At 61.6% G+C, this 15614-nt stretch carries 11 protein-coding genes; 2 read left to right on the forward strand and 9 right to left on the reverse strand.

What is annotated here, in order from left to right; genetic code table 11:
* Positions 1-61: 61 nt before the first annotated feature.
* Positions 62-382, reverse strand: coding sequence for a MerR family DNA-binding transcriptional regulator (locus BMX62_RS03455; protein WP_202906195.1), 321 nt, complete (start codon positions 380-382; stop codon positions 62-64).
* Positions 383-741: 359 nt separating this feature from the next.
* Between BMX62_RS03455 and BMX62_RS03460 the strand changes: the two genes are divergently transcribed.
* A complete protein-coding gene (locus tag BMX62_RS03460) occupies positions 742-1902 on the forward strand; it encodes a DUF5610 domain-containing protein (RefSeq protein WP_090204272.1) in 1161 nt (386 codons plus the stop codon).
* 62 nt (positions 1903-1964) lie between these two features.
* Here the strand turns inward: BMX62_RS03460 and BMX62_RS03465 are convergent, their stop codons facing one another.
* The 5 genes from BMX62_RS03465 to recC form a co-directional block, all read right to left on the reverse strand.
* Positions 1965-2240 carry a late competence development ComFB family protein gene (locus BMX62_RS03465; protein ID WP_090204275.1) on the reverse strand — a complete coding sequence of 92 codons (276 nt, stop codon included), beginning with the start codon at positions 2238-2240 and terminating at the stop codon, positions 1965-1967.
* 66 nt (positions 2241-2306) lie between these two features.
* On the reverse strand, positions 2307-3737 hold the full coding sequence (gene dacB, locus BMX62_RS03470) for a D-alanyl-D-alanine carboxypeptidase/D-alanyl-D-alanine endopeptidase (protein WP_090204280.1): 1431 nt from the start codon (positions 3735-3737) through the stop codon (positions 2307-2309).
* A 98-nt stretch (positions 3738-3835) separates the two neighbouring features.
* The gene (gene recD / locus BMX62_RS03475) at positions 3836-5953 is read right to left on the reverse strand and encodes an exodeoxyribonuclease V subunit alpha (RefSeq protein WP_090204283.1); all 2118 of its coding nucleotides are present in this window, start codon (positions 5951-5953) and stop codon (positions 3836-3838) included.
* 5 nt (positions 5954-5958) lie between these two features.
* Positions 5959-9696 carry an exodeoxyribonuclease V subunit beta gene (recB, locus tag BMX62_RS03480; protein WP_090204286.1) on the reverse strand — a complete coding sequence of 1246 codons (3738 nt, stop codon included), beginning with the start codon at positions 9694-9696 and terminating at the stop codon, positions 5959-5961.
* A 5-nt stretch (positions 9697-9701) separates the two neighbouring features.
* Entirely contained in the window at positions 9702-13151 is a 3450-nt protein-coding gene (gene recC, locus BMX62_RS03485) for an exodeoxyribonuclease V subunit gamma (RefSeq protein ID WP_238375845.1), read from the reverse strand.
* A 193-nt stretch (positions 13152-13344) separates the two neighbouring features.
* Between recC and rsgA the strand changes: the two genes are divergently transcribed.
* Positions 13345-14235: a ribosome small subunit-dependent GTPase A gene (gene rsgA, locus BMX62_RS03490; RefSeq protein ID WP_238375838.1), complete on the forward strand. Its 891-nt coding sequence runs from the start codon at positions 13345-13347 to the stop codon at positions 14233-14235.
* Positions 14236-14263: 28 nt separating this feature from the next.
* Here rsgA and BMX62_RS03495 read toward each other — a convergent pair whose 3' ends face one another.
* The 3 genes from BMX62_RS03495 to BMX62_RS03505 are packed head-to-tail and all read right to left on the reverse strand — an operon-like array spanning position 14264 to position 15562.
* Positions 14264-14608, reverse strand: coding sequence for a histidine triad nucleotide-binding protein (locus tag BMX62_RS03495; RefSeq protein ID WP_090204292.1), 345 nt, complete (start codon positions 14606-14608; stop codon positions 14264-14266).
* A 27-nt stretch (positions 14609-14635) separates the two neighbouring features.
* A complete protein-coding gene (gene recR, locus BMX62_RS03500) occupies positions 14636-15232 on the reverse strand; it encodes a recombination mediator RecR (RefSeq protein ID WP_090204295.1) in 597 nt (198 codons plus the stop codon).
* 3 nt (positions 15233-15235) lie between these two features.
* Positions 15236-15562 (reverse strand): YbaB/EbfC family nucleoid-associated protein, encoded by a 327-nt coding sequence (locus BMX62_RS03505; RefSeq protein WP_090204298.1) that lies wholly within the window; start codon positions 15560-15562, stop codon positions 15236-15238.
* Positions 15563-15614 lie beyond the last annotated feature (52 nt).

The following is a 15614-nucleotide window of genomic DNA, read 5'->3' on the forward strand; positions in this document are numbered from 1 at the left end:
GCTTGAAACGCTGTCAAGCGCTTCGGCAATAACACCTTTCGTCCAGCTTGCCAGCCGACGGTTAATATTTTTGCCGAAGGACTTGCTCGCCATTGAACTCAACGTTCGCCAAACCCCTCGCCACAACAAACTCTTCCAGCACCCGGCGCTGATTAGCCAAGTCTGGCTTCTGCGCCTTTGAGGAGACCCGGCAATAGGCCACCAGTCGCGTTGGACCCTCAGGTGCATGCCGCCATCCGATGAACTCCCGCAATTGGGCCTCAGTGTAAAGACGACGATTGCTGTCAGTCCGTGCCGCTGGAATGAGGCGCCCCTCGCGGTCCCAGCGCTGCAGGGTCTTGACCGAAACACCCAGCCGCTTCGCCGCCTTGCCTGTACTCATGGTGTTCTCCATAAGTCAAGAGTACACTATCGTACATTTTTTGCAAGACTAGAGTCTAGCTCCTTCGCCCTGTTTTGGATGTTGCTCTGGTGTTGGATCGGCGCCCCCCATCCAGCGCACCGTAGCACCGAGGGGCATGGCTTTTCTGACTGTCATAGTACGATATATTTTCCCGCAGATGTGGTGACCCTGCCGTCACTCCCGCGAAAGCGGGAGTCCAGCGGTTTTTTACGGACTGGATTCCCGCCTGCACGGGAATGACAACCCGGATTCAGGGACCATTTTTTTCCAGCATATCCCTCAAGTCCCTCAAGAAACTGCCGCTATAGTCAGCATACCCCTCATTCCAGGAGTTCGCCGTGGTCCATATCAATGCACCTGTCACGGTCCTGTCCAATACCCCCGACTTCAAAACCAGGAATCAGGGGCATTCCCAAGCCGGTGACCGTACTGATAACACCCGGGCACTTTCCAGTCTGCAACAGCGCGTACTGGAAGCTCTGGCCAAACACACCCCCGGCCTGGATGTGGCCGGCTTTAAACAACTCAAGGCAGAAGACTACACCCCGGAGAAAGTGGCCGACCGGATTACCCAGTTCGTAGAGATGGGACTGGCCAACGCCCGCGCCCGCGGGGCTTCCGAGGCCCAGCTTCAATCCATGCATAACAGCGCCATTAAGGGGGCGGAACGGGGCTTCAGAGAAGCCCGGGATATCCTGGAGGGCCTGAACCTGCTCAATGGCCACATCGCCGAACAGGTGGACGAGACCGAGCGGCTCACCTTCAAGGGTCTGGCAGCCCTGGCACCCAATGGGCAGGGGCAACTCTCCTCCATGAGCCATCTGTCGGTGATGCAGCGTTACAGTCGCGCCGAGAGCCTGGAGATGACCCTGACCACCCGCGAAGGTGACAAGGTGACCATTCAGTTCCAGAGCGCCACCGACATTCAGGCCCGAGGCGGGATGCATAGCGACGGCAATCAGTCCATGCAATGGCTGGACGTGAGCCGGGCCGAGCAAAGCGGCTATCGGTTCTCGGTGCAGGGCAATCTCAATGCCCAGGAACTGGAGGCCATCGAGAATCTGGTGCGGGATGTGAGCAACCTGGCCAATGAGTTCTTCAACGGGGATGTGCAAAAAGCCTTCGACATGATCCCCGATCTGCGTTTTGACAGCAGTCAGTTGGCCTCCATGGACCTGCGCATGACCCGGGTGGAGCAGTATTCTGCCGCCGCCCGGTACCAGCAAACCCAGCAGATAGAAGATGGGGAACAGTCCCGTCCTGGCCTGCGTCTTGGTCAACTCATGCGGGAGATGCAGGAGCAGTTCAATCGCTCCGTGCTGGCCTTCCTGGAACGCCCCCAGGAAGAGGCAGGACGGCTCATGTCCGCGCTGGTGCAACAGGATGCACGGTTCCTGGAAGCCAGCCAGACCCAACAGGCCCGGTACCGGGAGAATCTGGAGCGGCTGCTAGAAGCCCTGCCCCAGTCAGCAGCCCGGCCCCGGCAGGATGGCGAATAGGTTGCCAGATATATTGTGGGTAGCAAGAACGGGAATCCCCCGGCTTTCAGCGGTGGGGAGGCTCAAGATGGCCGGGTTTCCTGACGGCGGTGGATGGTGCTCACGGCATAATCCACCGCCTCATTGACCTGCTGGTTGATCTGCTCCCAGTCTTCGTCGGTCAGGCGGGTGCTCAGGTCAACAGAAAACCGCAAATAACGGGGCGGCAACCGGTTGAGCGCCACACAGGCCAGATCATCCATGTGCATGCTGTCCAACGGCTCGCCGGTACGTTCCAGCAGATGACGGATGCGGTCGTATACCAGGTGTTCGTAATAATTTTGAATATCACCGATCACAAGACATGGCCCCCAAAGTACTGCAAATAAAGTACCGCAAATGGCGTTGAGAAGATAAATCCATCACTATCCTTGCCGATAGGCCCAGCGCAACACGGCGTCCTGAATCTCCAGGCCAGCCCAGCGGTGGGCGTTGGGGTGGTTGATCAGCACCACCACCACCAGATCCCGATCCCCGGCGGTGCGCACATAACCCGCCACCGATGATACATGATTGATATAACCGGTTTTCAGATGCATCCGCCCGGCTTCGGGTTGACCCACAAACCGGCGCCGCAATGTGCCATCCATGCCGGAAAGGGCCAGGGAAGAGGCGTATTCAGGCATGAAGGGACGTTGACGGGCCACCAGCAGCACAGATGCCAACTGCTGGGCGGTGATCCGGTTGGTGCGGGACAGGCCCGCAGCGTTGTCCAGGATCAACCCCTGGGTTGCAATGCCCTGCCGCTCAAGCACCGCACGAATGGCCGCATATCCCTTGTCCAGGGTTGCTGGTTCGCCGTACATCTGCGCCCCCAGAGCCAGTTTCATGTGACGGGTCATGACATTGTTGCTGTGTTTATTGACCGGACGGATCAAATCTCCCAGAGGGGGGGATTGATGAACCACCCGGGGACGACCTGCCCCTTCAGGAACGCGCCCCAGCCTCCAGTGACCATCCAGTGTCCCGCCCCACTGGCCCCATAGGGTTTTAAACAGGCTGTAGGCGTAATCTTCCGGGGGCAGGGCGGTGCGTAACAGACTGACGTTCTGGCACCCCCTGGGAAATTCTCCATCCAGCAGCACTCTGGGGGCCGGCTGTTCTCCGGCAACATGAAATCCCACCCCTTGAGGGAAAGTGTTACAGGCCCGATCACCCAGGCGCAGGCGATTTTCCAGGCGTAGATCCGCCAGGGGCGGGTCCAGGTACACCTGCACCGAGCGCCCGTCTTCGGCGGAACGAAACTGAAAGCTGATGGCATTAAAATTCATCAGTAACGCGTGGGGAGGCTGATTATAGGCCCGGAAAGGCTGGCCATCGAAGGCGCCAGGGTCTTCCCTGGGAATGTCGAACCGGGTCAGATCGAACACCAGATCCCCCTGGATTCGCTGGATGCCGCTGCGGCGCAGGGCGCCGGTCATTTTCCAGACTTGTTCGGCCACCAGAAAGGGATCTCCACCACCGCGAATATACAGATCCCCCCGCAAGGTGCCATCAATCACCGGAGCGACGGTGTACAGTTCCGTGCGCCAGGTATGGGCCGGTCCCAGGATGTCCAGGGCAGCAAAGGTGGTGACCAGCTTGATGGCCGAGGCGGGATTACGGGGAACATCCGCCCCGTGGGCCAGCAGGGGAGTCCCCCCCGTCACCGGTTGCACCAACACGCTGATACCCTCGGGGGGAATCCGGTATTGGGTCAACAGTTGCTGCACCTGGGGCGGCAATGGCTGAGCCACCGCCGACACGGTGGTCACCATGACAAGACACAGGGCGATCAGGATACGGGCAAGCAACATGGCAGGGATCTTTAAGGCCAGGGCGGGAGTCTTCGTTGGAGCGTATATGGAGCGTCCTGTGCAGTGCAACCGTTCTGTCCTGTCGGGAGCAAAAAACATCAGGTCGAAGGATCATCCGGAGCCGTGTCAAAAGACAGCAAGGCCGCCCTGAGTCCGCTGCTACGCAGTACCCGCCGTTTCACTCCGGCTTCCAGCACCCCGGTCCTGGGCATCAACAGACTGAACCAGCGGCGGGCGCGGGTAATGGCTGTGTAGATCAGTTCCCGGGTCAGGATAGGACTGGGGGCATCCGGCAGCACCAGGGCGGTATGACGAAATTCAGAACCCTGGGATTTGTGTACCGTCATGGCAAACACCGTGTCCACCTGACTCAAGCGACTGGGCAACACCCAGCGTACCCGACGGCTGCCGTCCGTCGCCGGGAAAGCCACCCGCACTATCCGTCCCCCCGGGGCTTGTTTGTCGGGCATGGCCAGGGCCACCCCCATATCCCCGTTCATCAACCCCAGACCATAGTCATTGCCGGTGACCATCACCGGACGCCCCGGATACCATATCCCTTCTGGATTGATCAGACCTGCCCGGCCCAGCGCCTGGGCAATGCGCTGATTCATCTGCTCCACACCCCAGGGGCCGCCCCGAATCACGCACAGACATTGAAATTCTGCCTGGGCCGCCAAAACTGCCTCAGCCCAGGCCTCCACCGCTGCCGCTTCGGCGTCAGGGCCAGGATCGGTGTCACGCATGACGGTCAGATAATGGGCATAGCCCCGAGGGGTGTCCTCTGGTGTTTCTCCCCCGTTGCGGAATAAACCAGCGCCACCCCGGATCAACACCTGTTCCAGGGTCTGGTCATCCTCTCCCCGCAGTCGCACCCGGGCCAGATCCGATAATGAAGATCCCCCCTCCCAGACCGCCGCCACTTGGGCCGGATCTCCGCCATTGACCGCCTGGGCCAAACGGCCAATGCCGCTGTCGGTACTGAAGCGATGGCTCTGTCTGAGCATGATGATGTGCTGATCCAGGGATCGCCCCGCCTGGTCCTGCAGATCCGGTGGCAAGGTGTCGCCACTGACAGCCGATAGCCAGTCTCGGGTTCGAGGTAAATAGTGACCCTGGTCGGCCCGGTCACATAACGCCCCCAATACGGCCCCCGCCTCCACCGAGGCCAACTGGTTCTTGTCCCCCAGCAGGATCAATCGGGCTTCCGGGGGGAGCGCCTGCAACAATTGGCTCATCAGTTCCAGATCAATCATGGAAGCCTCGTCCACCACCACCAGATCCACTGGCAGGGGGTTACGGGCATGATGGCGGAAATGGCGACTGTTGGGACGACTGCCCAGCAATCGGTGTACCGTGGTCACCTGGGTGGGAATGGCGGCACGGATACGCTGTCCCAGGGCATCGTCCGGCAGGGGCAATGCCTCCACCTGCCCAGCCACGGCGTCGTTGAGTCGGGCGGCGGCCTTGCCGGTGGGGGCTGCCATACGAATCCGCAATGGCATGGCCTGCAGGTCTGCAGATAGCTGCAGGGCCTGTAACAGGGCCAGCAGACGCACCACCGTGGTGGTTTTGCCGGTCCCTGGCCCCCCGGTAATGACCGCAAAGGCGCTGCCGGCGGCCAGCGCACAGGCAACACGTTGCCAGTTGATCCCATCAGGCTGCGCCGGTTGCAAAAACAGCATATCCAGCCAACGCCTCACCTGCTCATCAGCCAGGGTTTGATGTTGCTTCTCCTGGAGGGTCAGCCGTTCACCAATGGCCCGGCCAATATCCTGCTCATACTGCCAGTAACGTCGCAGGTAAAGACGGGCATCAGTCAGCACCAAAGGGGTGGTGCCCGCGCCGGCCACCACCAGGGCGGGTACCTGATGCAGCGCCTGATTCAGGGCGGGAAGATCCAGACCCGCCAGACACCAGGATGGACGAGGTGGTGGTAACATCCCGTCATCGGATTCAGGTGGCAGGGACAGGCTCAAATCCGGGTCCGCCAGCAGGGCTGCCAGATCCAGGCAGACATGTCCCCGCCCCAGCTGGTGGCTGGCCAGGGCGGCCAGCAACAACACCAACGGTGGTGCGTCAGGCACCTGTTCCTGCAGAAAAACCGCCAAAGCCCGGTCCAATGGGCGCAACCAGCCCCGTTCGGTCCACTGATCCAGCAGGGCGTGCAACGCGGGCCACTGGGTGGTGATGGTCTGTGGTGTGATGGATGTCATGGGTATCAACAAGAATTCCGCCGGGCAAAAAGACCATCCAGGGCGTCCATGAAATCGGCACCTGGACGCTGGAAATGAATGCCGCTACCGGTGGCATCCAGTCCCCGCAGGAAGAAAATCAGGGCGCCCCCCATGTGTTGCTCATAGTCATAGTCCGGTAACCGGGCCTGTAGCAGCCGGTGCAAAGCCAGGCTATACAGGCTGTACTGCAAGTCGTAACGGCGGGCCACCACTGCCCCGGCCAGGGCCTGGGGAGCATAGGCAGCTACGCCGTCTCCCAGCCAGTTGGATTTGTAGTCTGCCACGTAATAGCGTCCTTCATGCTCAAAAACCAGATCAATAAATCCCTTCATCATTCCATTGAGGGTCTGTCGTAACAGGGCAGGTCGAGGGTGTCCAGCCAGGGTATGTGTCGTCACCAGGCGGTCCAGGTGACGGGTATTCACCTGCCCGGCCTGGAACCAAAAATCCATTTCTGCCTGACACTGGGTCAGTTGTCCCAGCACCAGGGGGGACTGATCCGGAGTCCAGCGCAGCGGGCAGTGCAGCAATGCCTGCAGCCACTGTTCAAGCGGATCAATCCACTGCCCCCAGCCCCGGTAGTGACAGCGACGGGCCAGGAGTTCCTGCAAGGGCGCCGGATTTTGGGCCAGGGTTTGAAATCCGGTGCGGGCAACCCATTCCAGCAGGCCATGAAGGAAGGTACCGGACTCCGGGCCTCGGGGAAAATCTGCCGGGAAGGCGATCTTTGAGGTCAAGGGAGCAGACGGCTCGGTGATCGGGGGAGCGACGGTCACGGAAGGCCATTCGGCCTCGTCCACCACTTCCCGCAGATATTCTTCCTGCGCCGATTCAGGGTCGGGACGGGGTTCGGGGTGATTGCGGCCCGCCAGTTGCAGGGCACTGTAGCTGGCTATCCACCAATGCTCCCGGGCAGGCCGCAGAGGGCGACGGGCCGGGCGGCGGATCTCCGGAGTTGGTGGTGATGGCGGGGGGGCGGAATGGCATGTGGACTCCGGCGGGGCAGGCACAATCTGAATCACCACATCCACTGGCGGTTCACCAGCCCCCGACATTGCCGGGGGTAACTGAACCGCCCGCAGGGCTTCGAGCTGTTCGGCCAGTTGGGCGGGGGAAACGGGATCACCGCCTCCCAGCAGGCTGCCCAGGGCGCTGCGATGAAAACCGCTATCACCATGGCGACTCCCTACCGGAGCCACCCCCAGCCAGCAGGCATGACAAGCCCGGGTGACAGCCACATAGAGCAGGCGCACATCCTCTGCCAAACGGGCCTCGTCAGCCTGGGCAAAATCCTCCTGATCCGGCATGAAACAGGTCACCCGCTGTCCGGAACTGTCCCGGTAAATCAGGGGCGGGCGGCTGCCGTAACTGGGCCGGTAACCGGCAATGAAGGGCAAAAACACCAGTGGATACTGCAATCCCTTGGCTTTGTGGATGGTGACCACCTTGACCAGATCCTCATCGCTTTCCAGACGCAGGATCTGTTCATCACTGGCTTGTCGTGTTGATTGCTGATGCTCCACCAGATTACGAATCAGGGCCTGCTCTCCCTCCAGTTCCATGGCTGCAGACTGCAGCAATTCGCTCAAGTGCAGCAGATTGGTCAGGCGGCGCTCACCAAAGGCTTGCTGAAACAGCCGCTGGGGCAACTGGAAGTCATGCATCAGACGCCGCACCATGGGCAATACGCCCTGGGTACGCCAGCACCATTGATAGCCCCGAAACCGCTCCACCATGTTTTCCCAGTGCCGCTCATCCTGATTGAGTCGTTCCAGTGCCGGTAAGGATAGATCCAGCGTTGGGGTGGCCAGGGCCGCCCGCAGCAACCGATCGGATTCAGGCTCGGCACAGGCCCGCAGCCAGCGCAGCAGATCGTCGGCCTCGGCAGTGAGATAGACCGATTCCCGGTCAGAAAGATAGACACTGCGGATCTGGTGGGCCCGCAGGGCGGCCTGGATGGCATTGGCCTCGCTCCGGTCCCGGACCAGCACCGCCATGTCCCTGGGTTTGAGCGGCGTGAAGTGGGCCGGATCGCCGGTGGCCATAAAACCGGCATGCCCTGGGGCCAGCAGGGCCGCCATCGCCCCGGCACAACGGTGTGCCATGGTGTCAATGTAGGCTGTGCGCCCCAGGGTATCGGCCACGTCCAGATGCCACAGGGTCAGGGCCGGCTGAGGCTGGCCATTCACCTGCAATACCGTCTCCCGACCCTGGGCCTGCACCGGCACAAAGGGCACCGGGTTGTCAGCCTGGGGCGTGGGACGGAACAAAAATGCCCCTTTGGGATGCTGCTGTTCTCCCAGGGCAAACAGCCGGTTAAATCCCGCCACCGCCGCCACGGTGGAGCGAAAATTCACCCCCAGGGTGTAATGTCGTCCACGGGTGGCCTGGCGGGCCTTGAGGTAGGTGTGAATGTCGGCGCCACGAAAGGCATAAATGGACTGTTTGGGGTCTCCGATCAGAAACAGTCCCGCATCTGGGGTACCCGTTTCCAGCGCATAGACCCGCTCGAAAATGCGGTATTGCACCGGGTCTGTGTCCTGAAATTCATCAATCAGGGCCACAGGAAACTGGCGGCGCAGGGTATGGGCCAGCCGGTCGCCGTTAGGGCCTTCCAGGGCATCCCGTAACCGGGTCAGCAGGTCATCAAATCCCAGCTGGGCCAGTCGACCTTGAGCCTGACGGAAGCGTCGGTAAACCCAGGCGGCCCCATGATGAAGCACCTGTTCCCTGAATCCCCGCTCCAGGTCATCGGCCTGATCCAGCAGCTCAAAGGCCGGGTGCAGTTGCTCGGGTAACTGCTGTCCTTTTTTCAGACGGGCCTGCATACCGGAACGACTGAGCTGTTCCAATGGCGCCTGACTGCCCGGTGGTTCAGGATGCAACCGGCCAGGGTCCATGGCCCACTGCCCCATGGCCTCCAGCAGCCGCTCGGCATTGCGATACTTGTTGCCGTTGAGCCGGGGCAACAGAATCTGGCGAAACTGATCCGCCAGGGTATCAAAGTGATCCCGCCAGGGTGCCTTGAGTTGTTCAAGCAGGGTAAGGCGGGGGGCCAGAATATCCTCCAGGCAAGGGGGCTGGTGCCGGGGCGGGTCTCCCGCCAGCAGCCGGGAAAGCACCGGTTCCAATGCCGCAGGCCCCTCACCCAGGGCAGCACATAACAGCCCCAGACTTACCGGGTCTCTGGGATGAATCACCGTGCGCCAGTAATCCCGTACCGCTTCTGCCAGCAGTTCGCTTTGGTCTGTGGCCAGATTCTGGGTAAACAGGCTGCCGCTGTCGAAGGCATGTTCCCGTAGCGCCCGATAGCACCAGCTATGGATGGTGGAGACCGCAGCTTCGTCCATCCACTGGGCTGCCTGCTCCAGACGCCGGGCGGCCATGGCCCGTTCCGCCTCGTCGGGATAGTCCTTGAGCAGGGCGGACAAAAACCCGTCCGGCGATGGGCCTTCAGGGTCACGAAATACCCGTGCCGCTTCCAGCAGGCGGGCATGGATACGCTCCCGTAGCGCCTTGGTTGCCGCATCGGTAAAGGTAACCACTAAAATCCGTGGGGGTAATAACGGCTCGGAAAAGGCCTGCTCTCCGCCGTGACCCAGCACCAGCCGGACATAAAGCGCGGCAATGGTGAAGGTTTTTCCGGTACCGGCACTGGCCTCGATCAGACGATTGCCGTGCAGGGGGAAGCATAAGGGGTCCAGCACCTGGGCCTGGGACATGGGCCTTAATCCTCGCACAACAGGCAAACCGCCTGATTGAGTGGCTCGTAAAGGGTTTTGGCCCAATAGGCAAAGTCCCGCTGCTCCAGCAGCATTGAGGTATCTGGCCAGGCTCGGGCCAGCCAGGGGTCCTGATCCACCATCCCGGGCCGGAATCTGTCGCCTTGATGGATCAGACCCAGCACCTGGGCCGGGTCCTTGCGATTCCGGGCCTGGGCATCCAGCCAGGCGCTACTGCCCCGGCAATAAGCCGGCAGGGGGCGGGTCATTCCAGTTTCCCAGGCCTCCAGCAGCGTCTGCAGATGGGTCGTGGCTTCGGCCACCGGTAACGGATGCAGGCACAGGGTATCGTCCAGACCCACCATCAGGGTACGCAGGGAAAGACCCTGGGCATGGGCCAGCAGGTGCTGGACCCAGGCCAGGCCCATTGTGTCCAGACGCCGAAAGGGATTGTCCTTGGTGCGCAGCTGACTGCCTCGATACAGCAGATGGACTGCGGCTCCAGATTTATCCCGATATAATCGGGGTAACCCGCCTTCCACGATGTGAGTTCCCGACTCAAACCGCAGCGGCACTGGCCGGGAATCCCGCTGAGGGCAGGTACTGGCCACGGCCTGCCAGGTTTTCATCAGGGTGGTGGCCTGATCCCGCAGTTGGGCGGCCTGCCGGCGACCGATTTCTCCCAGGGCCAATCGACCGCTACGGCGCCAACTGGCCAGGGCCGCCTCCAGACGCTCATCGCAGCCCTGCTGATCTTCTCCGTCTCCCAAAGCGGTGCCCAGCAGGTGATCAAGGGCCTGCCAACGGTCCAGGCCATCCAGGGTGAAGGGTTCCTGATCCTCGCCGGCGCCAGGGGGGGGATCGAAATATACCTTGAGGCGCCGCTGAAAAAAGCTGCGTACCGGATTCACCAGAAAAGCCGCCAGGTCGTCGGCGCTCAGTGGTTCCTGGGAGACCGGGGCCTTCGGCAGGGGTGCCCATCCCGAGGGCCGGGATATGACCGTCCCTTCGGCATCCTGCAATCCTTCCCATTCCCTGGCATAGGTGAACAGATCCCCATCCCCGCAAAAATAGGCCCGACCAAAGGGCTGCAGGGGGTACTCGGTGGTCAGGGCTGCCAGTAGCCCATCCCCATCCTTTTCTCCCGGCAGGCGCCAGCCGGCAGCCAGATGATCCCGCAACTGGCTCACCAGGACTGAAGGAGGCAGCACCGCATTGTCCCGAATGCCCCGTCCTACCCAACTGATATGCAATTGGCTTCTGGCGGACAGCAGGGCTTCCAGAAACAGATAACGGTCATCCTCCCGTCGGGAGCGGTCTCCGGGCCGATGTTCCCCTGCCATGAGATCAAAGTCCACAGGCGCATGAATACGGGGATAATCCCCGTCATTCATGCCCAGCAGACAGACCACCTGATAGGGAATGGCTCGCATGGGCATCAGGGTGCAGACCGTTACCGCTCCGGTTAAAAACCGTTGGGAGAGATGGGATTCATCCAGGGCGCCGAGCCAATGTTCACGGACCACGGTCAGGGGCAGGGCCTCGGTCATCCCCGCCGCCTCGCACAGGGTTTCCCAATGTTCCAGGGCCTCATCCATGCGCTGCAGCATGAGCCGGTCACGATCCTGGGTGGGGGCAAAGAAGTCGGCCACCAATGTTCGCAGCCGAGTGGTCCAGACGGCAGGTGCTGCCGGTTCGGCCAGGCATTGCCAGGTCCGGTCCAGGGCCGTGAGCAGATCGTGGAGAGGACCGATCAGCCCGGCATCCAGGCCACTGATCTCATCGTAGGGTTCAATGCCCTGCCAAGGCCCAAAGCGGCCTGTTGCGTAGCCCAGCAGCATCCGTCGCAGGCCAAAGCGCCAGGTGTTCTGTTCCAGGTCCGGGGGCAGGGCCAGGGCGGATCGTTGCCGGGCATCCATCCCCCAGCGGATTCCGGCCCCTTCGATCCAGGCCCGCAGTCGGGGCAAATCCCCCAGGGTGATTCCAAACCGATCCCGCAGGGCGGGCAAATCCAGCAGATCCAGTAGTTCGGTCACGGACAGGCGCGATTCGGGCAGGCGCAGAAGCTGTTCCAATGCCACCAGCAGGGGTTCACGGCCGCGACGGGCCTGATCAGAGAAGCAAAAGGGGATGTGGCGGGGGTCTTCTGGATGGGTCTGGCCGAACACTGCCTGTACATGGGGGGCGTAGCGGTCTACATCCGGGACCATAATGATGATGTCCCTGGGGCGCAGGGCAGGATCCTCGGCAAACCGGGCCAGCAACTGGTCATGGAGGATTTCTACTTCCCGCTGGGGGCTATGGGCCACATGAAAGCCAATGGAATGATCCTTTGGGTCCACCGGCGGCCAGTGGTCACGGGTTTCCGCCAGGGGGCGCAGTTCCAGAATGTCGTCCTGGAGTTGTTGCAGCAGGGTGTTTCCGCCCTGGGATTCAAACAGGTCGATCCGCTGCCAGGGGAGCGCCTCCAGCATATTGCGATAATGGACGGGGTCATCATACTCATCCAGCAAACGGATATAGTCCCGTCCCTGCTTGCCCCAGGCTGCCAGCAGGGGGTGGGCATGGTGATGGAGATCTTTTTCGGCAATGACTGTGGGCATCCCTGCCTTGGGGGCTTGCCGCCGGCGCTGGGCCCGCAGCAAATCCTTGTCACTGATGATGTCGGCCCAGTAATACCGGCAGGGATTGTGGACACACAGCAGCACCTGACTGAAGCGGGCCAATGCCCCCAAGGCTTCGAGGGTCTGGGCCGACAAGGAGGAAATGCCCAGCACGATCACCCGCCGGGACAGATCGGGGGGGCGGGTTTCCAGGGTCTGGATACGGGCCATGAACTGCTCATGGACGCCGGCACGACTCAGGTGACGGACATCGGGGGGGGTATCTTCCATCAGGGCACGCCACAGGGCCGGCTGCCAGCGGCTGTCCGCTGTATCCAGTGGGCGGGGTGCTCCTCTGGGGTCTTGAATGTGATCCAGCCCCCTGGCCCAGTCCGTGAGCCAGTCTGCCCGATAGACCTGATACTGGTCCAGCAGGTCTGCCAGGCGCAGGGCCAGCTGATGCCGTTTGCGCAGGTCTGCGTCATCGGTTAGAAACCGGCGCAGGGGGGCAAATGCCGGTTGCTCCAGACATTCGGGCAACAGACGCATCAGGCGCCAGGTGAGGGGGTCCTTGGCAAAGGGAGATTCGGTGGGTACATTCCCGGCGCCGAGGACAGCCCGATAGGCATTCCAGAGAAATCGGGCGGGCAACTGGATATCCAGGGCAGCGGCGATCCCCATGCCCGGTTCGGGGCCGTCCGGGTCCATGGCCAGAGCCAGCTTGAGCCACTGGGCTATGCCGTTGCTCTGGACCAGGATGGTTTCGTTTTCCAGCGGTGCCAGGGGATGACGACGCATCCAGGTTACGGCCAAGGCCCGCAGGTCTTCCAGACGGTTGCCGTGGACCACCATGAAACCAGGGTGAATGGGGGATGCGGTCAACGAAACTGCTCCTAAAAACCTGATCCTTGAAGAACCATCAGCAGGTTGCCCGGCGAAGGCAGTGATGGTTTGTGTTGCCATGTGCTGTTGCTATAGTACGTGGGTTGTTATCTGGAATCCAATGGCCAACAGCTTGATATGGGGGCGGGGTGTCTCGCACAACATGATAAAAGCATCCAGGCCCGGAAGGGTCATCACCCGTTTTGGTTCACAGGTGCTGGTGGAAGACGGGGATGGCCATGTCCATCGCTGCACACCCCGCCGCCGGCTTGAACATGTGGTCTGCAACGACGCAGTCTCATGGCACCCCGAATCCAGTGGAGACGGGGTGGTGACCGAGGTGCATCCCCGGAGTAACCTGCTGGAGCGGGTCGATCCCCGTGGCCAGCGCAAGAACATCGCTGCCAACGTGGATCAGGTGGTGGTGGTCACCGCCGCCGCCCCTGCCCCCAGTTGGCCTCTGGTGGACCGTTATCTGGTGGCCATCGAGGGCATGCCGGCCCGGGCGCTGATCCTCTATAACAAGGCAGACCGGCCCGATCCAGACCCGGAAAGCACCCTGGCCGCCCTTACGGGGTATCAGGCGTTGGGTTATCCAGTGCTCAAAACCAGTGTGGCCGATGGTCGGGGTATGGAGGCCCTGGGGGACTTTCTGGCCCAGGGCACCAGCGTACTGGTGGGCCAGTCCGGGGTGGGCAAGTCCTCCCTGATCCAGGCCCTGTTGCCGGACCTGGACATCCGTATCGGCGCTTTGTCCGAACTCAGCGGCGAGGGACGCCATACCACCACCAATGCCACCGTCTATCGCCTGCCCTGTGGCGGCGCCCTGATCGACTCCCCCGGTGTACGGGATTTCAGCCCCGGCCCCACCCCTCAGCGGGAACTGGCGCAGGGGTTTGTGGAATTCAGAACCCTGGCGCCGGCGTGTCGTTTTCACAACTGTACCCATACGGTAGAACCGGGCTGTGCGGTGAAGGCCGCGTTGGAGCAGGGACAGATCGATCCCCGGCGTTACGCAAGCTATTGCACCTTGCTTGAAGCCGCTCAGGTGTAGCCGGTCACCGGGCTGGCGGCGATGGGGATCAGCCCGGCGGCCATGTCATCTGCCGCCCCCCCAAAACGTGCAGGTGCAGGTGATAGACCGATTGGCCGCCATCGGCATTGCAGTTGATGACGGTACGAAAACCGTCTTCCACCACCCCCGCCTGCCGGGCCAGCTCCAGCCCCACCCAGTGCATGTGTCCCACCAGTGCCATATCGGTCTGGCTCATGTCGGCCACGGTGGCAAAATGCTGTCTGGGAATCACCAGCAGGTGCAGGGGCGCCTGGGGATTCAGGTCACGAAAGGCCACCACCTGATCATCCTGATAAACGATATCCGCCGGGATCTTGCCCTCGGCAATCTTGCAGAAGATGCAGTCTGTCATTGATTTTGCTCGATGAAATGAATGGGCCTATAAATCGCGCCGGCCCGAAAAGGCATGGGAAAGGGTTCCCCGGTCCACATAATCCAGTTCGCCCCCCAGGGGGATGCCCTGGGCGATGCGGGTGGTCCGCACCTTGTGCCCCCGGGCCATGTCGGCAATATAGTGAGCGGTGACTTCCCCTTCCACCGTGGTTCCGGTGGCCAGGATCAGTTCCTGGATCTCGCCTTCGGCCAAACGGGCTTCCAGCCGGTCCAGGCCCAGTTCCTCGGGGCCGATGCCGTCCAGGGGGGAAAGCTGACCTAACAGCACATGGTACTGACCCCTAAAGCCGGTGGCTTGTTCGATGGCCATCTGGTCCGCCGGGGTTTCCACCACACACAGCAGGTGTCTGTCCCGGTGCATATCGACGCAAATCCGGCACAGTGGGTGTTCGGTGAGGGTACGACAGCATTGGCAATGACCGATGTGCTCGACCGCTGCCTTGAGCACCTCGGCAAGCCGCAGCGCCCCTTCCCGGTCCCGTTCCAGCACCTGCAGGGCCATCCGCTGGGCCGATTTTGGTCCCACGCCGGGGAGGCAGCGCAGTGCCTCCACCAGACGATCAAGAAGGGGTGTCTCGCCCATGAATCAGAACGGCAGCTTGAATCCACCTGGCAGACCCATACCCTGGGTGACCGCACCCAGATGTTCCCGGGTCATGTCTTCCACTTTCTGCACCGCATCGTTCATGGCGGCGGTGAGCAGGTCTTCGAGCATGTCACGGTCTTCTTCCAGCACACTGGGATCGATGGTCACGCGGCTCACGGAATGCTTGCCGGTCATGACCACGCTGACCAGGCCACCACCGGCCTGGCCGGTGACTTCCATTTCCGCCAGTTCGGCCTGGGCACGGGCCATTTCTTCCTGCATTTTCTGGGCCTGTTTCATCAGGTTCCCAAGTCCGCCTTTGAGCATATCAATTACCTTTTTTCTAAGGTTTAGTGAATTCAGGAAGGCGTAGTGTAAT

The sequence above is a fragment of the Ectothiorhodospira magna genome (genome assembly GCF_900110965.1).
GTDB lineage: Bacteria > Pseudomonadota > Gammaproteobacteria > Ectothiorhodospirales > Ectothiorhodospiraceae > Ectothiorhodospira > Ectothiorhodospira magna.